The sequence below is a fragment of the Streptomyces sp. NRRL F-5122 genome, assembly GCF_001507435.1.
Taxonomy (GTDB): Bacteria; Actinomycetota; Actinomycetes; order Streptomycetales; family Streptomycetaceae; genus Streptomyces; species Streptomyces lannensis.
Window position 1 is genome coordinate 38,750 of the sequence record NZ_LMWH01000234.1, and the last position, 24,240, is coordinate 62,989.

Annotated in this window: 22 protein-coding genes; 14 read left to right on the forward strand and 8 right to left on the reverse strand. The window is 68.1% G+C overall.

The window, feature by feature from the left end:
• Positions 1 to 61: 61 nt before the first annotated feature.
• A complete protein-coding gene (locus ADL25_RS23910) occupies positions 62 to 778 on the reverse strand; it encodes an SDR family oxidoreductase (RefSeq protein WP_059129858.1) in 717 nt (238 codons plus the stop codon).
• 71 nt (positions 779 to 849) lie between these two features.
• Between ADL25_RS23910 and ADL25_RS23915 the strand changes: the two genes are divergently transcribed.
• Both ADL25_RS23915 and ADL25_RS23920 read left to right on the forward strand, forming a co-directional pair.
• The gene (locus tag ADL25_RS23915) at positions 850 to 1,665 is read left to right on the forward strand and encodes a helix-turn-helix transcriptional regulator (RefSeq protein WP_059129859.1); all 816 of its coding nucleotides are present in this window, start codon (positions 850 to 852) and stop codon (positions 1,663 to 1,665) included.
• 402 nt (positions 1,666 to 2,067) lie between these two features.
• Positions 2,068 to 3,228 (forward strand): PP2C family protein-serine/threonine phosphatase, encoded by a 1,161-nt coding sequence (locus ADL25_RS23920; RefSeq protein WP_059129860.1) that lies wholly within the window; start codon positions 2,068 to 2,070, stop codon positions 3,226 to 3,228.
• A 47-nt stretch (positions 3,229 to 3,275) separates the two neighbouring features.
• Here the strand turns inward: ADL25_RS23920 and ADL25_RS23925 are convergent, their stop codons facing one another.
• Positions 3,276 to 4,286 (reverse strand): NAD(P)-dependent alcohol dehydrogenase, encoded by a 1,011-nt coding sequence (locus tag ADL25_RS23925; protein ID WP_199839202.1) that lies wholly within the window; start codon positions 4,284 to 4,286, stop codon positions 3,276 to 3,278.
• Between the two features lie 533 nt (positions 4,287 to 4,819).
• Here ADL25_RS23925 and ADL25_RS23930 point away from each other — a divergent pair.
• Both ADL25_RS23930 and ADL25_RS23935 read left to right on the forward strand, forming a co-directional pair.
• Positions 4,820 to 5,374, forward strand: coding sequence for a YbhB/YbcL family Raf kinase inhibitor-like protein (locus ADL25_RS23930; RefSeq protein ID WP_059129862.1), 555 nt, complete (start codon positions 4,820 to 4,822; stop codon positions 5,372 to 5,374).
• 110 nt (positions 5,375 to 5,484) lie between these two features.
• Positions 5,485 to 5,814, forward strand: a complete 330-nt coding sequence (locus ADL25_RS23935) for a hypothetical protein (protein ID WP_416070632.1) — start codon at positions 5,485 to 5,487, stop codon at positions 5,812 to 5,814.
• 124 nt (positions 5,815 to 5,938) lie between these two features.
• Here ADL25_RS23935 and ADL25_RS23940 read toward each other — a convergent pair whose 3' ends face one another.
• The 3 genes from ADL25_RS23940 to ADL25_RS23950 form a co-directional block, all read right to left on the reverse strand.
• Entirely contained in the window at positions 5,939 to 6,313 is a 375-nt protein-coding gene (locus ADL25_RS23940; protein WP_159044984.1) for a hypothetical protein, read from the reverse strand.
• Between the two features lie 147 nt (positions 6,314 to 6,460).
• Positions 6,461 to 7,789, reverse strand: a complete 1,329-nt coding sequence (locus ADL25_RS23945; protein WP_059129864.1) for an MFS transporter — start codon at positions 7,787 to 7,789, stop codon at positions 6,461 to 6,463.
• Positions 7,786 to 8,388, reverse strand: coding sequence for a helix-turn-helix domain-containing protein (locus ADL25_RS23950; RefSeq protein WP_059129865.1), 603 nt, complete (start codon positions 8,386 to 8,388; stop codon positions 7,786 to 7,788). The genes ADL25_RS23945 and ADL25_RS23950 overlap by 4 nt, the downstream gene beginning before the upstream one ends.
• 286 nt (positions 8,389 to 8,674) lie before the next feature.
• Here ADL25_RS23950 and ADL25_RS23955 point away from each other — a divergent pair, with 286 nt between their 5' ends.
• The 5 genes from ADL25_RS23955 to ADL25_RS23975 all read left to right on the forward strand — a co-directional run bounded on the left by ADL25_RS23955 (position 8,675) and on the right by ADL25_RS23975 (position 14,061).
• On the forward strand, positions 8,675 to 9,748 hold the full coding sequence (locus ADL25_RS23955) for a hypothetical protein (RefSeq protein ID WP_059129866.1): 1,074 nt from the start codon (positions 8,675 to 8,677) through the stop codon (positions 9,746 to 9,748).
• Positions 9,749 to 9,761: 13 nt separating this feature from the next.
• The gene (locus ADL25_RS23960) at positions 9,762 to 10,940 is read left to right on the forward strand and encodes a toxic anion resistance protein (RefSeq protein ID WP_059129867.1); all 1,179 of its coding nucleotides are present in this window, start codon (positions 9,762 to 9,764) and stop codon (positions 10,938 to 10,940) included.
• Complete coding sequence (locus ADL25_RS23965; protein WP_059129868.1) at positions 10,937 to 12,475, forward strand: substrate-binding and vWA domain-containing protein; 1,539 nt, start codon at positions 10,937 to 10,939, stop codon at positions 12,473 to 12,475. The genes ADL25_RS23960 and ADL25_RS23965 overlap by 4 nt, the downstream gene beginning before the upstream one ends.
• Positions 12,476 to 12,479: 4 nt before the next feature.
• Positions 12,480 to 13,064 (forward strand): hypothetical protein, encoded by a 585-nt coding sequence (locus ADL25_RS23970; RefSeq protein ID WP_059129869.1) that lies wholly within the window; start codon positions 12,480 to 12,482, stop codon positions 13,062 to 13,064.
• A gap of 805 nt (positions 13,065 to 13,869) precedes the next feature.
• A complete protein-coding gene (locus ADL25_RS23975) occupies positions 13,870 to 14,061 on the forward strand; it encodes an antitoxin (RefSeq protein WP_059129870.1) in 192 nt (63 codons plus the stop codon).
• A 441-nt stretch (positions 14,062 to 14,502) separates the two neighbouring features.
• On the opposite strand, the gene ADL25_RS23980 is transcribed toward ADL25_RS23975, so the two are convergent.
• Both ADL25_RS23980 and ADL25_RS23985 read right to left on the reverse strand, forming a co-directional pair.
• On the reverse strand, positions 14,503 to 14,970 hold the full coding sequence (locus tag ADL25_RS23980) for an SRPBCC family protein (protein WP_107116690.1): 468 nt from the start codon (positions 14,968 to 14,970) through the stop codon (positions 14,503 to 14,505).
• 336 nt (positions 14,971 to 15,306) lie between these two features.
• A complete protein-coding gene (locus ADL25_RS23985) occupies positions 15,307 to 15,519 on the reverse strand; it encodes a hypothetical protein (RefSeq protein WP_059129871.1) in 213 nt (70 codons plus the stop codon).
• A gap of 459 nt (positions 15,520 to 15,978) precedes the next feature.
• Between ADL25_RS23985 and ADL25_RS23990 the strand changes: the two genes are divergently transcribed.
• The 5 genes from ADL25_RS23990 to ADL25_RS24010 all read left to right on the forward strand — a co-directional run bounded on the left by ADL25_RS23990 (position 15,979) and on the right by ADL25_RS24010 (position 22,942).
• Positions 15,979 to 18,339 carry a GH92 family glycosyl hydrolase gene (locus ADL25_RS23990; protein WP_079050547.1) on the forward strand — a complete coding sequence of 787 codons (2,361 nt, stop codon included), beginning with the start codon at positions 15,979 to 15,981 and terminating at the stop codon, positions 18,337 to 18,339.
• A 518-nt stretch (positions 18,340 to 18,857) separates the two neighbouring features.
• Entirely contained in the window at positions 18,858 to 19,331 is a 474-nt protein-coding gene (locus tag ADL25_RS23995; RefSeq protein ID WP_059129872.1) for an MEKHLA domain-containing protein, read from the forward strand.
• Positions 19,332 to 19,705: 374 nt separating this feature from the next.
• Entirely contained in the window at positions 19,706 to 20,389 is a 684-nt protein-coding gene (locus ADL25_RS24000; RefSeq protein WP_059129873.1) for a GNAT family N-acetyltransferase, read from the forward strand.
• A gap of 180 nt (positions 20,390 to 20,569) precedes the next feature.
• Positions 20,570 to 21,457: an NAD-dependent protein deacetylase gene (locus ADL25_RS24005; protein WP_059129874.1), complete on the forward strand. Its 888-nt coding sequence runs from the start codon at positions 20,570 to 20,572 to the stop codon at positions 21,455 to 21,457.
• Positions 21,458 to 22,108: 651 nt separating this feature from the next.
• Positions 22,109 to 22,942, forward strand: a complete 834-nt coding sequence (locus ADL25_RS24010; RefSeq protein ID WP_059129906.1) for a PIG-L family deacetylase — start codon at positions 22,109 to 22,111, stop codon at positions 22,940 to 22,942.
• Positions 22,943 to 23,133: 191 nt separating this feature from the next.
• Here ADL25_RS24010 and ADL25_RS24015 read toward each other — a convergent pair whose 3' ends face one another.
• On the reverse strand, positions 23,134 to 24,096 hold the full coding sequence (locus tag ADL25_RS24015) for a multicopper oxidase domain-containing protein (protein WP_059129875.1): 963 nt from the start codon (positions 24,094 to 24,096) through the stop codon (positions 23,134 to 23,136).
• Positions 24,097 to 24,240: the final 144 nt, after the last annotated feature.

Below are 24,240 nucleotides of genomic sequence, written 5' to 3' on the forward strand. Positions count from 1 at the left end.
GGTCGGGAACGCGTGCGCCGGTCGACCTGCCCGGCGAGGCGCTTTCCGGGTGTCAGCCCGCTCACCAGGGCACGGGCGTTCCGTCCCAGGAGAAAAAGCCACCGGTGGGGCCGTCGTCCGGCAGCAGGGCCAGGCGGACGGCCCCCTGCGCGGCCTCGGCCGGGTCGCCGCCGGCAGCGGCGGCGCGAGGGTTGAGGTCGGTGGCCCGCAGGCCGGGAGCGAGTGCGTTGACCTTGAAGCCGTCCTCGGCCAGCGTCTGGGCGTAGAGCACGGTCAGGGCGTTGAGGGCGGCCTTGGACGACCGGTAGGCGGCGGCGCCACCGCTTCCAGGGGTGAACTGGGGGTTGGGGTTCGTACTCCAGGTCAGGGATGCGGTGCCGCTGGAGATGTTGACGATGCGCGGGCGCGGGGACCGGCGCAGGGCGGGCAGGAAGGCGTTGGTCACCGCCACCACCCCGAATACGTTGGTCTCGTACGTACGCCGGAACTCCTCGATGTCGGTTTCGGCAGGCAGGGCGAGTGACTCCGAGACTCCGGCGTTGTTGACCAGGACGTCCAGGCGCTCCACCTGAGCCACCGCCCTCACGATGCCGTCGGGGTCCCGCACGTCGAGGACCAGCGGGCGGGCGCCGGCGCCGATCTCCTCGACGGCCTGCTGCCCGCGCCCGGCGTCTCGGGAGCCCACGTACACCGTGAGGCCCTCTGCGGCGAGCAGCCGGGCGATCTGCTTGCCGATGCCCTTGTTGGCACCTGTGACCAGTGCTGTGCGATCGTTCATGGGGACTACGGTTCCCTGGCTCTGGCCGCCCTGCCAGGGACAGCCTGTACCAGGCAGTGGGAGGAGACGGCATGGCACGTCAGGAGCTGGCCCGCTTCCTGCGCGATCGCCGTGCGGAACTGCGACCGCACGAGTTCGGCCTCCGGGCGACCGGCACCATCCGCCGTACTCCGGGCCTGCGCCGTGAGGAGGTGGCGGAACTCGCCCATATGTCGGTCGACTACTACACGAGGCTGGAGCAGGCCCGCGGACCGCGGCCGTCGGCCCGGATCCTGGACGCGCTCGCCCAGGCGCTGCGGCTGACACCGGCCGAGCGCAGCCACCTGTTCCGTCTGGCGGGATCGAGCGTGCCGCCCGGCCCCAGCGCCGTACGCGGTGTGCGTCCACACGTGATCCGGATGCTGGAGCGACTGCCGGACACCGGTGCCATCGTCACCGACGCGGCGTACGACGTCGTTGCCTGGAACCCCTTGGCCCAGGCGCTGCTCGGCGGCGACTTCAAAGGCGGGACGACAAACCTGGCCCGGCGCCGATTCCTGGGTCAAGGGCGGATGCACGAGAGCTCCAGCGCCGAGGAGTTCGGGCACATCGTGGTGGCCCGGCTGCGACGGGCCGCCGACCGCTACCCGCATGACGTGCAGTTGACCGCCCTGCTCGCCGAACTGCACGCGGGAAGCGAGGAGTTCCGAGAGATCTGGGAGACGCGACCGGTCCATGCACCCGGGCACCGCACCAAGACACTGGACCACCCGAAGGCCGGCATCCTTCGGTTGAACTGCGACGTCCTGCTCGTACCCGAGGATGATCAGGAGGTCGTCCTGATCACGGCCGACCCCGGATCACCGACCGCGCGGACCCTGCAGAGTCTGGCCGTGCAGGCGGCCTGAAACAGCAGGGAGGCTGGACCTCCCGGTCTCCGCAGCCGTCGCCCGTCCGGGCGCAGAGCGGGCGCGCGGCCGCGCCCGGTAGCGGAGTTGACGTCGCGGGAGGCAAGTGGATCCAGCCGTGCCGGGGAGAGGCACCGCCGGATCCGTTCGTTGCGGCAGGTGCGGATCCCGGTCACGCGCGGGTCATGTCGATCCACCAGCAGGAGCGGTCCGCTCAGCGCTGCGGCTGAGGTGACAGTCCAGCGAGTGAGCGGGATGCACATTGCGGCTGACCCCGGTCCAGCTCGCAGGCACTCGGAGCATGAGTGGGGCCCGGAAGGCCCGGCCGCAAGGGAAGTGCTGCCGCTTCGGCTCGGCGCGCCTAGCATGAGAAAAAGGTCCGTTCGTCGAGGCGAGACAGACATGGCGGAACCGGAGATCGACTACAAGGCGGTGTTCCAGGCCCTGCCAGGGGCAGTGGCCCTCCTCACCCCGCAGTTGATCTATGCGGACGTCAACGGGGAATGGCTGCGGATACTCGGCCGCGCTCGTGACCAGGAAATCGGCCGCTACCTGCCCGACGATTTCGCCTCCAGCCCGAACAGCGCGGGCGCGACGGTGGTACGCAACCTCCAGGCGTCACTGCGCCGGGTCGCCGACACGGGCGAGTGCGACGCCATGGAGGTGCAGCGCTTCGAGCCGGAGGGGCTGTACCGACCCGCGGTGAGGGACGAGGGCCAGTCGGAGGCTCGCGGCCGGCCGGAGACACTGGCCGCCCGCTACTGGAGCATGACCAACATTCCCGTCTTCGATTCCAATGGGCAGTTGGTGCTCCTGCTGCACCGGGCCGAGGAAGTCACGGAGTTGATCCAGGCCCGCGCGGTCGCTCTGAGTTTGCAGGAGGCCATGCTGCCCACTCATCGGCCGACTGGACCCCATCCGGTGGCCGTGCGCTACAGGCCCGCAGGCAGCGCACTGGACGTGGGCGGTGACTGGTACGACTTGGTCGACCTGCCCGGCGATCGCCTGGGCATCGCCGTGGGCGACGTCGTCGGACACGGTCTGTCCGCGGCCGGTGTCATGGGGCAACTGCGCAGCGCACTGAGCGCGTCCTCCCGCGTCGCCCCCGGTCCCGCCCGGGCCTTGGAGGTACTCGACCTGTACGCGCGCTCCGTCGCCGGTGCGGAGAACGCCACAGCGGCCTGCACGTTCGTCGACTGGGACGCCCACGACATCACCTACAGCAGTGCCGGGCACCTGCCGCCGGCCCTCCTGCACGGCGACGGCAGCGTGGAATTCCTCGACCGGGCCACCCACCCTCCGCTCGGTGCTCGCCTGGAACACGATGCCTGGCCACAGGCCACCATCAACTTCACCGAGGACGCGTTCCTCGCGCTGTACACCGACGGCTTGGTCGAGCGCCGACGCGAGGACATCGACACCGGCGTCGCACGGCTCGCCGACTGCCTGACCCACCACCGGCGAGCCGCCGACGCCGAGGCTCTCGCCGACGCCCTGCTGAGCGACCTGCTCCCGCCCGAAGGCGTGACCGACGACACCGCCCTCGTCATCGTGCACCTGTGAACGGGCCTGAGACGTCCGCGACGATACGCCGCCCCTGCCGCGCCCCCTCACTCGAAGACGATGACCTGACGACCGACGACATCGCCGCGGCCCAGGGCTTCCAGATTTTCGTTGATGTCCTCGAGCCGGACCTTGGTGACGTTGTGTTTGACGAGTCCGGCCTCGGCCAGTGAGAGCACCTCGACGAGGTCCAGGTGGTTGCCCCAGAAGGACCCGAGGTAGGACAACTCCGTGCCTACGAAGGGGAACTGCCGGTGCTCGACGCGGTGGCTCATGAGGCCGACCGCCGCAAGTGCCCCCTCGGGACCCAGCAGATCGAATCCCATGGAGACGGACGCCTCGCTGCCGACGCAGTCCAGGATGGCGTCGACCGTCCGCCGGCCGATGAGGCGTTCCAGTTCGTCCTGAATGACCTCGATGGACTTGTCTCTGACGTTGATCCCGTGGTCCGCGCCGTTCTCCGTGGCTACGTCGAGTTTGCTGTCCGTGCGCGCGAACGCCACCACCGTCGCACCGCCTCCGAGCAGCTTCGCGTACTGGATCCCGTAGCTTCCCAATCCGCCTATGCCCGTGACTGCCACAGTGCGGTCGGGTCCGAGCTTGCCTGCGTCCCGCAGCTTCCTCATGCCTCGGTACGGGGTCATGCCGGCGTCTGTCATCGGAGCAAGGAGCTCGGGAGTCTTCGCCGCTTCCTCGGAGACCCGGATCGCATGCCGGTGCTCCACGGCCATGTACTCGGCGAAACCTCCTGGAGGGCCGAAGCCCACCCACCTGCCGTTACCACTGCACAGTTGCTCGTTCCCTTCGCGGCACTGCCGGCACGTACCGTCTCCCCAGCTGGGGTTGACGACGACCATGTCACCCTCCGAGTAGCCCACTGCCGACGGCACGGCGCTGCCCAGGTCCGCCACTCGGCCTGTGACCTCATGACCGGGGATATAGGGGAGATCCACCGGGAACGGTCCCTTGAAGTAGCCGTCGAGGAGCTGGTAGTCGCTGCGGCACATGCCCACTGCGGCAACCTTCAGGAGGATCTCGTCCGGCCCGATCTCAGGCACCGGGACCTCTTCGATCCGAAGGGGTTCCTGGTATCCGTGCATCCGGGCTGCTCTCATCTGCATGACGTGTGCCTCGCTTTCGCCGGTAAGCGGAAATGCGGCCAGGGCCGTGCAGCGCGGGCAGGACTCGGGGTTCGGTGTCGGTCACCGAGTTCGCCCGCTTCGGATATGACCATGTTCGCGTGACCCCACCGGCAGCGCATCCGGTGGTGTGCCGGTGATCGGCAGCGGCTTCGGTGGCCCTTGGCGGATGGTAGCGATCGGGCGGCGAGCTCGCGAACCGCCGTGAATGGCATGCCAGCGCCGTTGAGGCATTGCACTCCGAGGGTCGAGCGTGAGCGTGAAGGATGGGTGAATTGCCGGTTTTGTCAAGTGGTCATACGGTGGATTGAGCCGGACCGACCGGTCGGCGCAGGACCTCCAGCGCCTGAGCGGGTTCAGGACGGCTCGCAACGCATCTCGACTACGCCACCCAGGAGCGAACTGCAACCTGACACAGAGCGACCCGGTCCGGCGCTTCCCCGAGGACTGCCATGATCAAGCCCTATGCCCCCTACGACTTCATGCCGCCGATCAGGACCTTCTCGGTGACATCGGCGTCCCTGGCCAACGGCGAGCAACTAGAGCAGGTGAGCGGCATCTTGGGGGCGGGGGGATCGGATATCTCGCCACAACTGAGTTGGGCAGGCTTTCCGGAGGAGACGCGGAGCTTCACGGTGTCGATGTTCGACCCGGACGTCCCAACTGCTTCCGGGTTCTGGCATTGGGCGGTGGCCAACCTGCCCGCGTCGGTGACCGACCTTCCGGCCGGCGCGGGCGACGGGAAGGATCTGCCCGGCGGCGCGGTCACGCGGGCCAACGACGCGGGCCGCAGAAGGTACCTCGGTCCGGCGACACCGCCGGGCAACGGCCCTGACCGTTACTTCCTCGTGGTGCATGCCCTCGACGTGGAGGCACTGGAGGTGTCCGGGGAAACGACCCCCGCTTACCTCGAATTCCTCCTGTTCAGCCATGCACTTGCGAGAGCAACCATGTACGGCACCTTTGAACGGTCCCAGAACGAACGGTACGTGGGCCCGGCGCCATGAGCTGCGCCGGTGCCCGCAGGATGACGGCTCCCGGGCCACTGTGAATACCCGTCCGAAGTCGTGACGCCGACCTGCGGTGTACGGTCTGCCACGGGTGATCACGAGGAGGGGTGGAGTTGGCCGGACGATGGCACACGGCCCTGGGCCTGAACGTGCTGCTTGGGATCCCCGGCGTGATTCCGATCTGGATGTCGTGGTACATCGCGGCGAACTGGCCGCTCGCGGGCCTTGGAGTGACGGTGCGGGAGCCGACCGAGAACGACGGCCTGGGTGCGGGTCTGGTGGCCTTCGGACCCGTCGGCGGAGCGGGTGCACTTCTGTGGTGGCTGGCCAACCGGCCCCTTGCACGCCGGACCCGGCTCGCGGCGCACCACTATTGGCTGCTCAGCGTCCTCGGCGCATTGGTCCCCACCGCCACGCTCATGGCCATCTCGATCTGAGCCGTCGGCGCTTGGCCGGCCGCGCCCCAGGTGGACGCCACGTGCCGAAGACGGCAACACCTGGCTCCAGCCCTTCGGCAGTCTCAGGGCGGCCTCGGACCCGGCTGCGATGGAGAGAAGCCGTCTATGCCTCGAGCCCTTGGTCGTGGGGGGTCCTGCGGCGCTTGTGGCGGTTGATGAGCAGGAGGGAGAAGCAGACGACGAAGCAGGCCAGCCCTGCGTACAGCAGGGGCGGCGCCCACGGCCACACCACTTCGGTGCTGTGGTCGCCGGTCCAGTGGCAGGTGACGGACGGGGGGAAGCTGTGCACGTCCACCGATGTCAGGCTGTAGTCCCGGAGGGCATCCATGTACACGCCGTCGCCGGTCTTGTCCCCGCATATGTCGAGCGGGTTCGTGAAGGCGAGCCCGTAGACGGTTCCGGCGCCGTAGGCGGCGAGCGTTGCTGCGATCCCGATCACAGCCCAGCGGGCCGGCCTGGAGGGCTTCCTCCAGGTCACCCACAAGGCATACGGAACTGCCCCGAGAACGATGAGGAGGAGCGTGATCACGATCGGGCCGAACATTGCGAACAACGGCACATTGCGCCCTGACGTTACGTCCAGCCGGGAAAGTTTCTGGTCACGAGCACCATCTCGTCACGTGCATTATGACCGACCGGCCCTCTCGGCGCCGCCGTGGAGGGTGAGTTGTTCGCCGGGTTCCAGTGACCGAATACGCGGTATCGGGGAGTTCAGCAGCCAGAGCACCGACAGTGCTCCTCCGACGGCGGCCGTGACCAGCGTCGCCCTCAACCCGAAGAAGCTCGCGAGCACGCCTCCGACCACGGCACCGAGGGGGCGTATGCCGTAGTTGACGGTGCTGTACGCACCCGCCACGCGGCTCCGCATCCCGTCCGGGGTCACCGCGGTCTGGAGGGAGTTGAGGTTGACGTCGAAGAGCATGACGCCGAACCCCACGAGAAACTCGGCTCCGGCCAGCGTCCCTGCCGCTGCCCATGTCGGACCGCCGGCGGCGGCGATGATGGCGATGGGGGCGGGGAACAGGACCGCGCCGACAGCGATGCTCCGTCCCACGCCGATCCGGAGCGAGATCCTCGGGGCGGTCACGGCGCCCAGCAGCGCCCCGATGGACCCGACGCCGAATGCCAGCCCGATGGTCCCCGCGGACAGCTCCAGCACCCGGTCGGCGAACAGCACGACAAGACCGGTGCCCGTGAGGAAGGTGAAGAAGTTGACGGTCGTCGCACAGCCCAGGCTTGCCCGGAGTATCGGGTGGCGGACCACGAAGACCAGCCCGTCTCGGGCGCGGTGCAGCAGTGAGTCCGCCGTCGGCCCGAGGTTCCCTTGGACCGGTTCGTCGACCCGTACCGTGCCGATCAGCGCCGCGGATGCCAGGAAGGACAGTGCGTCCGCGATCACGGCGACGGGCGCGGTGAAGGCCTGGACGAGGGCACCGCCGAGCGCGGGTCCCCCGACGAAGGAAGCCGAACGGCCGGCGCTGAGCTTGCTGTTGGCGTCGACGTAGGAGGACGGCGGCACCAGGTGGGCGAAGAAGGGGGGATAGGCGGTGTTGAACACCACCCCGGCGAGGCCCGTCAGTACTGCCACCGCATACAACTGGCCGAGCGTCACCGCGTCCAGGAGGTACGCGGCCGGTAGCGTGAGCAGCACGCACGCCCGCACCAGATCGGCGAGAATCAGCAGGCGTCGCTTGTGGAGCCGCTGGTCCACCCAGGCGCCCAGCACGATGGCAAGGAGATTCGGGGCCCAGATCAGCGCGGTCAACCATGCGACCTGGCCGGCCGAGGCGTTGAGCGCCGCCACGGCGATCAGAGGCAGCGCGAGCTCGGTGATTCGGTCGCCGAACTGCGAAACCGTCTGTCCGGCCCAGAAGCGAAGGAACCGCCGGTCCCTCCACAGGGATGCCCTGGGCGCCGTGGATGCCTTGGGTGCCGTGTCCGGTGTGGAGGTCACTCCGCGTCTCCCCTCCGCTCCTCTGCTGCTGCCTCCGGCAGGAAATACCGCAACAGCCGCACATCACGGCTGCCGTCCGGTCGCTGTGCCGGGTCGCGCATGACGTACGGGGCGAGGACGGCTTCCATGGCGTCCTCGATGGCCGCGAGTTCCTCGGCGGTCACGACCACGCGGGTGTTGGCCAGGCCCGCGATCCTCCGCCACTGCGGCTCGAGTTCCGGTTCGGTTTCGGACAGCCACCGGTGAGGGAGGCCGGCGGCACCGGCGAACATCTGCCGGGAGAGCGCATGCGCGGCCGACTGCCCCTCGCCGCCTTCCGGCACTTCGACCCGAAAGCCCCGTGCGACGGCCTCCCACCTCCGCTTCCGCCGGTCCCCGCCCACCTCGGCGTCGCGGACCAGTCCGAAGCCCGCGAGATGGCGCAGGTGCCAGCTCGTCACGGACGGGGTGGCACCTACGTGCGGAGACAACTGCGTGGCCGTGGCGGGCCCGTACCGCTGCAGACGTTCGAGGAGCGCAAGCCGCACCGGATGCGCCAGCGCCCGCATGGCTTTCGGATCGGTGATCTCAATGTCACCCAGACGATTTCCCTGCACCATGATGTGAGAGTGTTCTCTCACAATATCGGGAAGTCAACTCCTGTGCATCGGACGACCTTTATGACGTCCTAGGAACTTGTGCACGAGCCACGGCAGTTGCTGCGCCGATCCCTCTTGAGAAGACCAACAGGGCGCCGCTGCAGTGCCCCTGAGGGCATCCCGATGCCCCGCCGTTCCCTCCCCCCGGCGGAACCGTCTGTTCCCGTTGCATACCGGGATGTGTCTGTCACCCGGCGTTCATCCTTTGACGGGGGGAACGTTGGGTTCCGAGAGCACGCTCCCCGGCGTGAGACGTATCGCAGGAATCGTCCTCGCGGTACTGCTGATCGGCGGTGTGGTGGCAGCCGTCGTAGCAGGCCGTGAAGGTAAGGACACGGGCACGGCAACGAAGACCGTGCGAGGGGTGATCGGTTCGGAGAAGGCCGACTTCTTCGCCGATCCCGCCGTGGTGAAAGCCCTCGCCGCCAAGGGCTACACCGTCAAGACGGAGACCTCCGGCTCCTGGGCCATGGAGGATCTCAAACTGGACGGGTACGACTTCGCCTTCCCCTCCAGCCAGGCACCGGCCGACGCACTGGCCGACAAGTACCACGCACGGCAGCCCCTGCCGCGGCCCTTCTACTCACCGCTGGTCGTCGTGGCGCACCGCAGCTCCGCCCAGGTGCTCGCCGCGAACGGGCTCGCGACCCTGGACCATGACCGCGGCACCCTTCACATGGCCGCCTACCTCGACGCGGCGCGCCACGACCGCACCTGGCAGCAGCTCAAGGGCGCCCGCTCGCACGCGGAGTTGACGGGGACCCTGTACATCGCGACCACGGACCCGGAGACCTCCAACTCGGGCGCTCTGTATCTCGCCGCGGCGAGCTACGTGGCCGGTGGTGGTCGCGTGGCGGCCGGCAAGGTCGACGTGGACCGCACGGCGCCCCTCATGCACAAGCTGATCAGCGTCCAAGGCGCTCAACAGCCCAGCTCGGACGCGGCGTTCCGCGACTTCGTCAGCGGTGTCGGCAATCCGCTCGTCCTCGTGTACGAGTCCCAGGTGGCCGCCCTCCTCCACGACGGCCGTGGCGTGGACGACCTCACCGTCCTCTACCCGGACACGACGGCCAACAGCGACCACACGGTCGTACCGCTCACGCAGGCCGGCCGCGACCTCGGTGAACTGCTCAGCACCGACCCCGCGTTGCGCAAGCTCGCCGTGCGGCACGGGTTCCGGCCGCAGGGCGACAGCGCCGAATTCACGGCGGCCACGGCCCCGTTCGCCTCGTACATCAACCAGAAACTGACCGGCATCCGGCAGGTGCCCGTGCCCACCTCCGCGGTGTTGCACGAGATGGCGCGCCGGGCCCGGAACTAGGGGGGAACCACATATGACGAACACCGACAACGAGGCATTGACCCTCACCCCGCCCGAGCCGGTGGCACCCGTGCCCCGGGAGAAGGCCGCCGGGCTCGTACCGCTGGACGACTCCGTCCGCGACGACATGGCCAGGAAGGCCGCCGGCTACGTCGAGGGGCTCGCCTCGCTCGACGCCCGCTCGCCCGAATTCGCGGGGAAGATCGGGGAGATCACGACCCTGGGCGCAAGCGACATGCGTGCAGCCTCGGCCCAGTCCAACCGCATGCTGGAGCGTACCGTCCGCAGCCTGCCCGGAAAGGGGGAGGACGCCCAGTCCCGGGTCGGCGGCTCGCTCGTCGAGCTGCGCCGCGTGGTGGAGGACCTGGACCCGCGCGACATGCCGGCGAGCAAGGGGCGCAAGTTCCTCTCCCGGCTCCCCGGCGGCAACAAGCTGCGCGACCATGTCGCCAAGTACGCCTCCGCGCAAGGAACCCTGAACAAGATCGTGGGATCCCTGCGCGGCGGTCAGGACGAGCTGCGCCGCGACAACGCCGCCCTGCAGACCGAGCGGGTCCGCCTGTGGGAGACCATGGGCAAGCTCCAGGAGTACGTCGTGCTCACCGAAGCCCTGGACACGGCGGTCGAGCAGCACATCTCCGGCGTCGAGGCGAGCGACCCGGCCCAGGCCGACACGCTCCGCGCGGACGTGCTCTTCCCCGTCCGGCAGAAGCACCAGGACCTGCTGACCCAGCTCGCCGTGTGCGCGCAGGGATACCTCGCGATGGACGTCGTACGGCGCAACAACGACGAGCTCATCAAGGGCGTGGACCGGGCGGCCACCACCACCGTCTCGGCCCTGCGTATCTCCGTGATGCTGGCCTCGGCCCTCGACAACCAACGCAAGGTCGTCGACCAGGTCAACGCCCTGCGCGGCACGACCGAGGATCTGATCCGCGGCAACGCCGAGATGCTCGCCACGCAGAGCGGTGAGATCCAGCGCATCGCCGCGGACCCGGCCGTCGGCGCGGAGACCCTCCGCTCGGCCTTCCAGCAGATCTATCGCACCCTGGACGCCATCGACACGTACAAGGCACAGGCGACCGAGACGATGGCGGTCACCGTGGAGTCACTGACGTCCGAACTGCAGCAGGCGAGTGCGTACCTGCAGCGGAGCCGGTCGCAGGGTGCCCTGGAGGGAGGCCTCGCGTGAGACGACGCCTCGCCCTGATCGCCGGCCTCGCCCTCCTGCTGACGGCCTGCACCACACAACACCAGCAGTCCGAGGAAGACGGGTCGCAGCCCCGGCCCGGCACCCTCCGCGTTCTCGCGTCCAGTGAACTGAGCGACATGGCCCCGGTCCTCGACCAGGTCCGCAAGAGCACCGGTATCACGGTCCGCCCCACCTACATCGGCACCCTCGATGCCGTGGACCTGCTCGCCAAGGGCAAGGCGGACGGCGCATACGACGCCCTCTGGCTGTCCTCCAACGACTATCTCCGTCTGCGCCCCGACGCCGCCAAGAAGGTCGTCTCCGAGACACCGGTCATGTTCAGCCCGGTGGCCATCGGTGTCCGTGCCCAGACCGTGCGCTCCCTCAACTGGAAGCCCGATCAGGTCACATGGTCGCAGATCGAGAAGGCCGTGCAGGACGGCAGGCTGACGTACGGCATGACCGATCCCGCCCGCTCCAACTCGGGCTTCTCGACTCTGATCTCCGTGGCGTCCGGTCTGTCCGGCGCCCAGTCCGCCCTCACCGACGCGGACGTCGAGAAGGCCACCCCGAAGCTGAAGGAGTTCTTCAAGGGACAGAAGCTGACGTCGGGGTCGTCCGGCTGGCTGGCCTCCGCCTATGCCCACCGCGGCAACGTCGACGCCCTGCTCAACTACGAGTCCGTCCTCAGGGGCATGCCGGGCCTGACCGTGATCCGCCCCCGCGACGGCGTCGTCACCGCCGACTATCCGCTCTCCTCCCTGGCGTCGTCCGATCCCGACACACGCGACGAGGTCCGCCGGCTCGCCGAGGCGCTGCGCACCCCGGCCGTGCAGCGGCTGATCACCGAGCGCACCCACCGCCGCCCGGTGGTCGCCTCAGTAGCGCCTGGCCCGGGTCTCGACACGAGCCGGCGCCGCGAACTCCCCTTCCCAGGCACCCGTTCCGTCGCCGACCGCCTCCTCGACTCGTACGAGAACAAGCTCCGCCGGCCCTCCCGCACGGTGTACGTGCTGGACACCTCGGGTTCGATGGAGGGCAAGCGCCTCGAACGACTCAAGACGGCTCTTCTGGACCTCACGGGAGATTTCCGCGACCGTGAAGAGGTCACGTTGATGCCGTTCGGCTCGGAGGTGAAGAGTGTGCGCACCCATATCGTCGAGCCCACCGATCCTCAACGTGGCCTCGACGCGATCCGCGCGGACACCCGAGCCCTCGAAGCCGGTGGCAACACCGCGATCTACACATCGCTGGAGAAGGCCTACGAGCACCTCGGTGACGACCGTGACACCTTCACGTCGATCGTGCTGATGACCGACGGTGAGAACACCAGCGGGGCAAAGGCCGGCGAGTTCGACGGCTTCCATCGCGGTCTCAGCGGCCACCAGCGCGACATCCCCGTCTTCCCCATCCTGTTCGGCGACTCCGACAAGACGGAGCTGGAGCACATCGCCGAACTCACCGGCGGCCGTCTCTTCGACGCCCAAAAGGGCTCGCTCGACGGGGCCTTCGAGGAGATCCGTGGCTACCAATAGTTTCATGCGCTACGTCGAATCCCGGAAGAACCTCCTCGGGAGCGCCGGTGGGATCGTGGGCCTCGGGCTCACCTTCACCGGCGTCGCGGGCGCGTACTGGCCCGTCGTGGTCGCCGGCCTCTACGGTGCGGGTGCCCTGATCGCGCCGCCGGAGCGTCCGGCGCCACCCGACTTCCCCGATCCGTCGGCTCAACTGGACGAACTGCGCGCCGACTTCGAGAAGCTGCGTGTGTACCTCTCCGACGTCGAGCTACCGCCCGCCGCCTCGGGCAGGCTCACAGAACTGACGGAGCTGATTGCCGCGTTGCTCGACCCGGGCTGGGTCGCCGAGGTCCTCGCGCAGGACCCCGAGGGCGTCCACATGCTCTCCCGCGTCGTGCGGCAGGACGTACCGGAAGCTGTCGACACCTATGTACGCACCCGCTGGTGGAACCGTCTCGCACCCGGGCAGGAACCACCGGAACGCCATCTCGACCGGCAGCTCGGCCTGCTCCAGGACGAGGCGGGCCGACTCGCCACAGCCCTGCGTGAAACCGAGGCACGGCGCCAGGAGATCCACACCCGTTATCTGGAGGACCGCTCCAACTAGAAGGCCGCCGAGGGCTCCGCCCATCACTGCCGCGCTCGGCTGTTCTCGTGGACCGCTGAAGAGCGACATCACCGATGTGGGCTCCGCCGGCACCCCGGCGGTGGAAATCCGTGTACCGCACGTCAGTCGGAGTCGGGGCGCAACATGAGTACGCCTACTCAGTTGCATCCGCCCCGGCAGCGGCATGGTGGGGACATGCGGCAGCCGACGTGGTGGTTGGATCTCTTGGTCGCGATTGTCCTCATTCCGGCGTCACGGCTGTTCATCCTCTGGCACGGGGCTCCGTCCTGTTCTCGGGTGAGGATTTCGGAAACGTCGGTAGACGCACGGCGGTCGCCGCGCGCCGAGCGGCATGGATCAGCGCGAGTGCCGCGATGGTGGCGGGCGGCGGGTTGATGGCCCTGCGGCTCTGGGTCGCCGAGTCCGTTCACCTGCTCCTCCTCGGTGCGGCGACCGTTCTGTTCGCCGGGGTGGCAACACAGCAGCGTTGATCTGCCGGCAAGGCCGCCGTCAGGGAACTCCGCAGGACGTCGGGCCGTCTGTCGGACTCGGATCGTGCTCGCCCGGAGGTCTCGTACGCCCTCATACGCAGTCTTCAGCGGAATCGCCTGCAGCGAACCGCGGAGAGGAGTCCGGGGCGGCCGCAGTCGGCTACGACACCGTGAGGCGTTCCGGGGGCCTCATGCCGATCTGATCCGCATCCCGGCCTTGAAAGGCACAGGGGTACGAACGCAGCAGATGCAGCTCACGCCATGGAGGGTGATCCTGGAGTGGTCGCGGAACCACTGCTTCGAGGAGGACCACGATGTCCGTGATGGACAAGCTCAAGCAGATGCTGCGGGGCCACGAGGCTCAATCGGATCAGGCCATCGACAAGGCGGGGGACTACGTCGATGAAAGGACCCAGAACAAGTACCAGAGCCAGGTCGACACGGCCCAGGACAAGATGAGGGACCAGTTCGGCGAACGAGGTCGGGACAACCCGCCACAGCGGTAGCGCAGGACGTCGTCACCAGGTGCCCGTCGCAGCGGAAGAGCGCGCTCGTGGCTTACGGCTTCGATGCCCTTGGGCTTCCGAGATCCTTGCAGTGACAGCTACTGCCGGCTTCATCGCAGCCCGGGTCGGCGCCGGGTCGGCACGACCCTGGATCATGCGCCGACGACCTCGATGCCGTCGCCGCTCCCGGCGGACCCACTGCGTCCCAGAGTGCGGTACCGCATTGCCCGTGGTATGTGGGGCGGACGTTCTCCGCCGGGTGTCACGTGATCGGGCTGTAGCGAGTAGGGCGTCCGCTCCAGCGGACGCCCTACTCGCGCTACCGGCTGCTTGCGCTGGGCGGCGTTGCTTGCTCGCACTGCGGCGTTGCTTGCTCGCACTGGGGGGCTGCAAGCACGTGGAGGACGGCAGAGTACGCCGGGCTGTCGGCTCGAATGCCCGTCACAGCTTCACCGGGGTACCGCTGTCCGTCTTGCCATGCTCGCGCACCGCGATCCGAGCGAGCTTCGTCAGCATCATGCCGTTGCGGATTGCCATGATGTAGTCCACGGGGACCCCGTGCATCCTGGTGCCCGGTCCCCGCAGGGGGTGCCAGTCAAGGATCAAGAGGGTGTTCTCGCCCCAGGGGATCAGGTTCATGGCGATGCGGGCCGCGCCGAAGGGGCCCGCCTTGGCTTCCAGCTCCAAACGTTGTTCCGGTACGGAGACCCGGACGACACAGGTGTCCTCAAGAGCCAGGGGGCCGGCACCGACCCGGAGTTGCAGGTGTGCGCCCACGTCCGGCCAGTGCGGGTCAGCCGCGAGAACCTGCTGGTTTCCCGTTACCCATTCGCTGTACCGATGACCGTCGGAGAGCAGGCTCCAGACCTCGGACGGCGAGCTCAGGATCAGACGGCGATTCCGGGCCACGCCGACCACGCTCCTTCAGGAAGAGGCCACCCATCGGTGCGGGGCCGGAGTGGAACGGCCGCAGCGTCTGGTACGAATGGCCTGCACGGCTGTTTGAGCTGCCTTTCGACCCTAGCCGCGCACATCATGTCGAGCACCTTGAAAACGGGCTGCTGTCCGATGCCCGAGGCGTCAACCGGCAGGCGGGCAGTGCCCAGTAGTAGACCCATGTGCCGACGCTTCGCGGAACGCCCGCTCGAGCTCCTCCTCATCGAAGGAGGGACCGGCCAGGAGACCCCGCCTCGACCACCTCGGCGTGGGAGGTGAGGAGCCCCCGTCGCCGACCCCCGGGTGCGCTCAGTGCTCCCACACGTCCGGCCCACCACCGCGCCACTCGATCAGGTCACATGTCCTGACGGACTGCTCATCCTGATCCATGATGCCCTGGTTCTGCAAGAAGAACGTCAGCTCCTGGAGCGAATAAGCGGTGCCGAGGATGGCCCCGTCCGCACGCACCCGTCGGCCGCCCGTCTCCGAGGGTGGATACACGATCACACGACGTTCAGCCACACATCCAGCCTCGCGCTCGCGCTCGATTCACGCACACCGACGACGCCCCTCCGCTCCGCGACATGACCGACGGACTCCGGGCAGGGGCACGCCCGAGAAACTCCCTGATGCGCCGCGTCCGCCACATCACGCAGGAATGGGCTGGCACCACCCCGGTCAGGCTCCGCCACCGCACTGGATCATGGAGTCGCGCCTCCGCCCGAGTGCATCCGATCGGCGCCGCTGCAACAGGATCTGCCTTCGACCGGCACTCCTCCCCCAGCCCGGCACGCCCCACTCGCACATCTCGACCGTCTCATTCCGACCGATTTGGCGCCTCGCATGTCACCCCATATTCCCGGCAGTTGGCATCGCACTGGGGCGAACCAGCCGCAACCTAGGATGCATTGACGGGACACCACTCGAAGGACAAAGATCGAGGGCGCGAGATTGACAACGTTGTCGCAAGAAAGGAACGCGATGAGAGCGTTGCAACGCGTGTTCACCGCCTTGTTGCTCGCCACCACCGTGGTCGCCGCCTCCGCCACCTCCGGCGTCGCGAACGCCAGGGCACAGGGCCCGAGGTTCGCCGACGATCCCACCACGCTGGTCGACACGTCCATCGGCAACAACGGTGACGGAACCACCTTCCCGGGCGCCGCAGTGCCGTTCGGCATGGTGCAGCTGAGTCCCGACACACAGTTGAACCAGTACGCGTCGTACGACTACAAGCAGGACACCATCCTCGGCTTCAGTCACACGCACCTGTCCGGTGTCGGCTGCCAGACGATGGGCAACTTCCGGTTCATGCCGACCACGGGCGCGGTCACGTCGTCCGACCCGGCTCAGTACGGTGCGAAGTTCAGCCACGGCAACGAGACTCGCGCACCGGGCTATTACGGTGTGAAGCTCGACAACGGGATCCAGGCCGAGCTCACCGCGACGCAGCGGACCGGCCAGCACCGCTACACCTACCCCGCCGGATCGGGCGGCGAGAACGTGCTCATCGAGGTCGGGCAGAGCAACGGCAGCACCTACGCCGGTGACGTCCACGTCGTCGGCGACAACACCGTCGAGGGCTGGCTCCAGGGCGGCAACTTCTGCGGTGAGACCGGCAAGGAGCGCTACCGGATCTTCTTCAGTGCCACGTTCGACCGTACGTTCTCGAGTTTCGGCACATGGAGCGACGGCACGCTGACCCCGAACCAGCGTGACGCCTCACGCGGCACCAGGCGCGCGGGTGCCTGGGTGACGTTCGACCCGGCCAAGGGCGACCAGGTCGGTGCTTCGGTGGGTCTGTCCTACACCTCGATCGACGGCGCGCGCCTCAACCGCAAGGCGGAGCAGCCGAAGTCGTTCGACAAGGCCCGCACCGCGGCGCACGCCACCTGGAAGGACGAGCTGAACCGCATGCGTGTGGCCGGCGGCAGCACCGCCGATCAACGCACGTACTACAGCGCGCTCTACCACTCGCTGCTGCACCCGTCGATCGGGTCCGACGTCGACAAGCGCTACCGCGGCTTCGACGACCAGGTGCACCGCGCGGACTCCACCTACTACCAGATGTTCTCGCTCTGGGACACCTACCGTTCGCAGAACCAGTTGGTGGCCCTGCTGAACCCGGACAAGGCCGCCGACATGGCCAAGTCCGTGCTGCACATATATCAGGACGGTGGCTGGCTACCGCGCTGGGCGCTGGGCAACAGCGAGACCAACGTGATGAGCGGCGACCCGATCACCCCGTGGATCGTCGACATCTACAACCGGGGACTGCTCGACAAGGTCACCGCACGGCAGTTGTTCGACGCGCTCTGGAAGAACGTCAACGACGTCCCCTCGGACCAGTCCATATTCCGCGGCCGTGACGGCAACCCGACGTATGTCCAGAACGGCTGGGTCGCGTACCAGAACCTGCCCGGGTACAAGTACGGGGACAGCCGCCAGGCGGGTTCGGCGACACTCGAGTACGCACTCGCCGACTGCGCCCTGTCCACGATGGCCGACGGGCTCGGCTACCAGGACAAGGCCGCTACGCTCGCCTCGCGCTGCGACAACTTCGCCAAGCTCTGGGCCCCCGGCGTCACATCACAGGGCTTCTCCGGGTTCCCGGTCGCCAGGAACGCGGACGGCACCGTCGCGGGCAACCCCGACCCCACCCAGACCGCCCCGTTCCACGAGGGCACCGCGTGGCAGTACCAGTGGCTCGCCCAGCAGGATCCGCAGACCCTCTTCGGGCTCATGGGCGGTCAGGCGCAGGCCGAGCAGCGACTCGACAAGTTCTTCGACATGCCGACCGTGCTCACCGACCCGGCGAAGGCCGCTTCGGACTCCTGGGTGACCGGCGCCTACGACTACCACAACAACTTCGCCTTCAACCCCAACAACGAGCCCGACTTCCACGCTCCGTGGATGTACACGTGGACCGGCGCGCCGTGGAAGACCTCGGCCGTGCTGCGCGCGATGCGAACGCTTTTCACCGACAGCGTGTACGGCATGCCCGGCAATGACGACCTCGGCGCCACCTCGTCGTTGCTCGTCTTCGCCATGGCCGGCGTCTTCGAGGCCCAGCCCGGCGCAGCCAACTACGTGATCACCGCACCCATGTTCGAAAAGGTCCAGATCCGGCCGGAACACGGACGCACGATCACCATCGAGGCACCGGGTGCCGACGCATCCAAGCTCCAGTACGTGTCCTCCGTAGACACGGGCAAGGGCAAGTTGCGCCAGAGCTGGCTCTCCCACAAGGATCTGCTGCGCTCCGGCACGATCAAGATCAAGCTCTCCGACAAGCCCACGAGTTGGGGCGCCGACGCCGCCCCGCCCGCCATGGCCCGGAACTGAGGTTTCTGGTGCGGCCCCTCCCCCAGAGGGGCCGCACCCGGGCTTCACCCTCTGCTGATCACCTCTTCGTGAGACCCCGCGCTTCGGACCGAGGACACGCCACAGCTCTATTGCACATGACTTGCAACAACAACAATAATGCACCAGCATGGGTCGTGGCGGGGTCGGCCCGTCGGCTTTCGGCAGTGCAGCGCCTTGAACGGCGCGCACCTGGCCGAAAGGTGATCGTCTTCTCAACCGGCTCCAGCCGGATCCGGCCGACCCCGCGCACATCAGCCCCAGCGACCGGCCGGACAACCTTGCAGCGCTGCACTCGCCCGGCAGAACGGTCCTCGTCGGCCTCGATGCCCCTTTGCGAACGTGACACCCGGCGGTCCGAACGTCATGGCGAGTCGACGACCGGCCGGAACAGCGCACCCCGCTCGAGGACGCCCCACTTCGCACATGCATCATGTTTATGGACTTGTTCGATTTCTCGGTCAGGCGCCCGGGACGGGTGGGCCGCGCACGGAGGATCAATGCACCACGCGAATCTGCCGGACGGAGCGAATCCGACCTTCTCCCGGCTCCTGCTGTCCAGCTACGAACGCCAGACGGGTCGGCCGTTGTGCCCGGCCGCCTGGTCCTCGGACGAGGGGGCGGCCGAGTGGCTGTACCGGCAGGCACCGTTCGGGTTGCTCGTCCATGACACGGCCGACGATCCGGTGTTCGTCTACGCCAATCGCACCGCGCAGCAGCGCTTCGACTACACCTGGCAGGAGTTCACCGCGCTGCCCTCGCGCCTGTCCGCAGCACCCCATGACCAGCCCGGTCGCGACTCGTTCATCGCATCAGTGGCCGCCAACGGCCACGCCTCGGGATACCGAGGTCTGCGCCGGACCAGGACGGGCGGACGCTTCTGGATAGAGGACGTCACCATGTGGAACGTGACGGACGCCGACGGTGTCCACCACGGCCAGGCCGCCGTCTTCCACTCCTGGTCGGACGCGTAGAGCTCCGTTACGACCTCCGCCACCACGGCTGTCCGGCCCTGGCACCCCGGGGCGGCCGCCACGCGGCACTCCCGCACGGCCCTACGTTTCGGACGTGCCGTACAGGACGTGACCGCCGGCAACACCGACACCTTGGCTGTCACCAGCACTGGCCCGTCCTCCAGGTACCGCCCCGTCCCCAGCCTTCTGCGCAACGCCCATCGGACAACGTGACAGCGCGCTCACCCAGGGTTGGCGGCAGATCGCCTCTGGTCGGCCGCGGAGGCCCTCTTGACAGGACCGACCGGCACATGGAGGGCGGCGTCGGTCGGCGGCAACGGACAACGGGCGAATATTCACCGGCCCACCGGTTGCGGTCATGCTCTAATCGCCGGATGACGAAGATCGAATCAGGGCTCATACGACGTTGGCTGGACGGCTGGACCGTCGCCCGCTCGCTGCCCGAGGCCGAGCAGGTCGAGCCCGCCGGGGACGGCCTGCGGTCCAAGTGCGACCAACCCGGCCGGGAGGTCGAGGTGTTCGCACTGCGCGCGGACGAGGACCCCGAGTCCTTGGCACGGCTGGCGGCAGCCGTCGCCGCCGCGCAACAGATCACCTGGCTCACGGTGCCCACGTTGCACCCAGGCACAGTCGAGTCCGTCGTCGACGCCGCCGGACTGGAGGTGCTCCACCGCTCAGAGTGGTTCATGACCACGGATCTGACCGAGCACCCGCAGCACGCGCCTGCCGCGCCGTACAAGCGCGAGGTGCGCACGGAGGGACCAGTCACGCTCGTCTCCCTCCATGCCCCCTCCGGAGAGGTGGCGGCGCGCGGCACCATCGCCGTGGTCGGCGGTGATGCGATCGCCGATCGCATCGAGACGGACCCCGCACACCGCCGACGCGGCCTGGGCCGCGCCGTGATGAGCGCTCTGGCGGAGGCCGCCGTGTCCCAGGGTGCCCGTACCGGTCTTCTCATTGCCAGCGAGGAAGGCCGGCGGCTCTACTCCTCCCTCGGCTGGCACCACAAAGCCGATGTCCTGATCGCCCGGGGACCGACGGTTCCCGCCGTCGGGTAGGACGTGTCGCCTTGTACGAAGGCCCCGTCGAGCAGGAGCTTGCCGCCGAAGGTGTCGTGGACGTTCGCGGCGAACCGCTTCGACTGAGTCATGGCGTCCACCCGGCACCGACCAACCGGGAGGCGGCGCGGGTGGCCGGCGTGCAGGCAGGATGCACCGAAGGCGCCCTAGACTGCATGTATGCGCATGCGTCCCATCGTCGGCCCCGTACCCGACACCGGTGTGCGTCCCGCCGGGGGGATGGAAGAGATCGCCGAGCAACTCGCAGCCGGCGGGGTGGCCGTCCTGACCGGAGCAGGCATATCCACCGAGTCCGGCATCCCCGACTACCGGGGCGCGACCGGGCGGCACCGACGGCACTCCCCCATGACCTACCAGGACTTCGTATCGAACGAGGCGAACCGCCGCCGCTACTGGGCCCGCGGCTATATCGGGCGCCGCGCCATCGCGGCCGCCCGGCCCAACGCCGGACACCACGCCGTGCAGGCACTGCGCACCTCCGGGTACGTCGACGCCGTGATCACACAAAATGTCGACGGGCTGCACCACGCCGCCGGGACGACGGACGCTGTCCCACTGCACGGCAGCCTGGACCGTGTCATCTGCCTCGACTGCGGAACGATCGGTCCCCGCGACGAACTGGATGCCCGACTGCTCGCCGCGAACATGGAATTCCCCGCCGCGCACGATGCCGCCCGACTGCCCGTCAACCCTGACGGCGACATCGAACTGCCGGACGACCTCGTCGACACCTTCCGCGTCGTGCCGTGCCAGCACTGCGGCGGTGTACTCAAGCCATATGTCGTGTTCTTCGGCGAGAACGTGCCCAAGCCTCGCATCCAGAAATGCTTCGACCTGATCGACGCGGCCGATTCGCTACTCGTCCTCGGCTCGTCGCTGGCCGTCCTGTCGGGACTGCGGTTCGTGCGTCGCGCCGCGAAGGACGGCAAGCCCGTCTCCATCATCAACCTCGGCCCGACACGCGGCGACGACATCGCGTACGCACACGCAGCACTCCCACTCGGCAAGGCCCTCACCGAACTGACCCAACGCCTCGACATTCCCTGAACCCATCCCACGACTCCTGCAGCGCACCTATCGATCGGACCTCCGTGTCCACGGAACGGCGCGGCGCCCGAACAAGCCAGTCCGCCGGAAACGCGGCCGTTGCGCGCCGGCTCCCCCTCGGGCGTCGCCTTCTGGCATCCATCCTGGTCATCCACAACGACAGGTCCCTGGTACGAGCCCCCTTCGCCCCGAGCGTCACAGGCCCGGGTTCAAAGGCTCGACCGAACAAGCCTCTCGCCCAGGCACACCGGATCCGAGGCCTAAAGCCGGGCGGGGCAAGGGACGTGCCAGGCACGAATGAGTCAGCACTCGCCACCGCCCACCGGACCAGGACGGGCCTGAACACGACTCGCGCTGGAAAGTGCCGTCCCGGCGGGTGCCGATGGACGTCGGATCCGACGTGACGCCGAGACGTGCAGGTCGCGCCTGTACCTTGGTGGCGTTGCACGGCGACACCTGGAAGGCCGAGCGGCCGGGCCGGGAACAGCCGTGCCGGCCGGCACGGCTGCACCGGCCGAGGGACCGGCGCCGCGCGGGCGGGGAACGAGGGGACCACACGGTCGTCCACCCCACCGGGATCCGGGTCCCAACAGGCGCGGCACATACGCCGTGCAGGCGGACCACGACGTATTTCTGCAGGAGGACTGTTTCATGCCCGACCGCCCCTTGACGCTCATGGCAGTACACGCTCACCCCGACGATGAGGCCACCGGAACCGGAGGGGTCCTCGCCCGGTACGCGGCGGAAGGCATTCGCACGGTTCTCGTGACGTGTACCGACGGCGGCTGCGGTGACGGACCCGGTGGCATCAAGCCCGGCGATCCCGAACACGATTCGGCAGCGGTCGCCTTGATGCGCCGCCGAGAACTTCAGGCGAGCTGCGACATCCTGAAAGTCAGCCATCTGGAGATGCTGGGCTATGCCGACTCCGGGATGATGGGCTGGCCGAGCAACAACGTCCCCGGAGCCTTCTGGCAGACCCCCGTACACGAGGGCGCCGCCCGACTCGCGGAACTCATGCGGCACTACCGGCCCGATGTGGTCGTCACCTATGACGAGAACGGCTTCTACGGCCACCCCGACCACATCCAGGCCCACCGCATCACGATGGCGGCGCTGGAGATGACGGCGCCGACACCAAAGGTGTACTGGACCACGATGCCCCACTCGATGATGCACCGGTTCGGCCAGATCATGCGCGAATTCCATGAAGACATGCCGGAACCGGATCCTGCCGAGGCCGCAGCGATGGCCGAGATCGGCCTGCCCGACGACGAGATCACCACCTGGGTGGACACCACCGCGTTCAGCGGTCAGAAGTTCGACGCGTTGGCCGCCCACGCCAGCCAGGGCGACAACATCTTCTTCCTCAACATGGGCAAGGACAGGTTCGGCGAGTTCATGGGCACGGAGACCTTCCTACGTGTCCACGACACCACCGGCGCCGCCATACCGGAGAACGACCTCTTCGCCGGACTGCGCTGACCCGTCCCGGCCGGCCGGGAAATCACAACGCCCCCGTACGGCGCGAAAGGACGGGGCCACACGCCCGCAGGCGTACGGCATGTCCACGCGTGTTCCGCTCCGGCAGTCGCCTCCAGGCCCATGGCCGATGACGGGGAAGCCGTCGTCCGGCCGGGCCTCGGAAGGCTTGCGCCTGCGCGGGCCGCGGCCCGTCAGTGCTCGTGACCCGGTTCGTGGTCGTGCGGTTCGTACCCGGGGATCGTTCCGTCGGTCTTCTTCACCAGGAACAGCCCCACCATCCCCATGTCGGAGTGGCTCTGCACATGGCAGTGGTACATCCATGCGCCCGCGCCGACGCCCTCCCCCGCGATGACCTGGAACCCGAAGGAGTCCGCCGGTCCGACGATCTTGTTGTCGATGATCCGGCTCGGGTCGTCGGGCCCGGTGAGCAGGCCCGTGCGGTTGTCCGCCCAGCGGTGACCGTGCATGTGGAAGGTGTGGTAGTACTCGCCGTGCGTGATCATCACAAACTCGATCCGGTCGCCCACGGTGGCCTCGAAGTCGGGTCCGGAGTGCGGCGCGCGGTTGTTGATGGTCATGTCGTTGAAGACGATCGTGTACGTCCGGTCCGGCAGGACGTCTCCCTTGCGGCGGACGATCACCGGACCGTACAGGCCCTTTCGGATCCCGCCGGTGCCGTGTTCGGTACCGACGACGTGGTCGTGGTAGTGCCAGTAGCCCGCGCTGCCCGCCCGCCAGGTGCCGTCCTTGCGGCGGCCGGGGACGTGGGTGCGCCAGGTGTAGGTGCGCGTGCCACCCGGCTCGACGTCGCTCTTGTTCAGCTTTGTGCCGTCGCTTGAGATCTCGTAGTCCAGGCCGTGCACGTGCAGGCTGGCGGGGACGTCCATCGTGTTCTCGAACTCGATGTGCAGCGTGTCGCCCTCGTTGATCTCGATCAGCGGGCCGGGGACCGTCGCCTTGCCCTTCTCGAAGCCGTAGCCCATCTGCCCGCCGGCGAGTTGCTCGGCGTACATCTTGATGTGTTTCACCTCGCCCCCGGCGGCGGCCGTCTTCGTCGGGCCCTCCGCGACGGCGGACTCCGGCCCCAGGGACAACGATGTCGCGACGGCCGCACCACCCAGCAGCACCCGCCGGTTGAAGCTGCGTCTGTCCATGGCGAACTCCCCACACTGATACGGGATTTGCAAAGACGTAGCTGTGATGAACCTGTGTGACGGTACCGGCCGACGTTCCGTTTATCCACACTCAGGACAAAGTTCGTTGTATCACGGTCATACCTATTGGCGAACCGAGCAAAG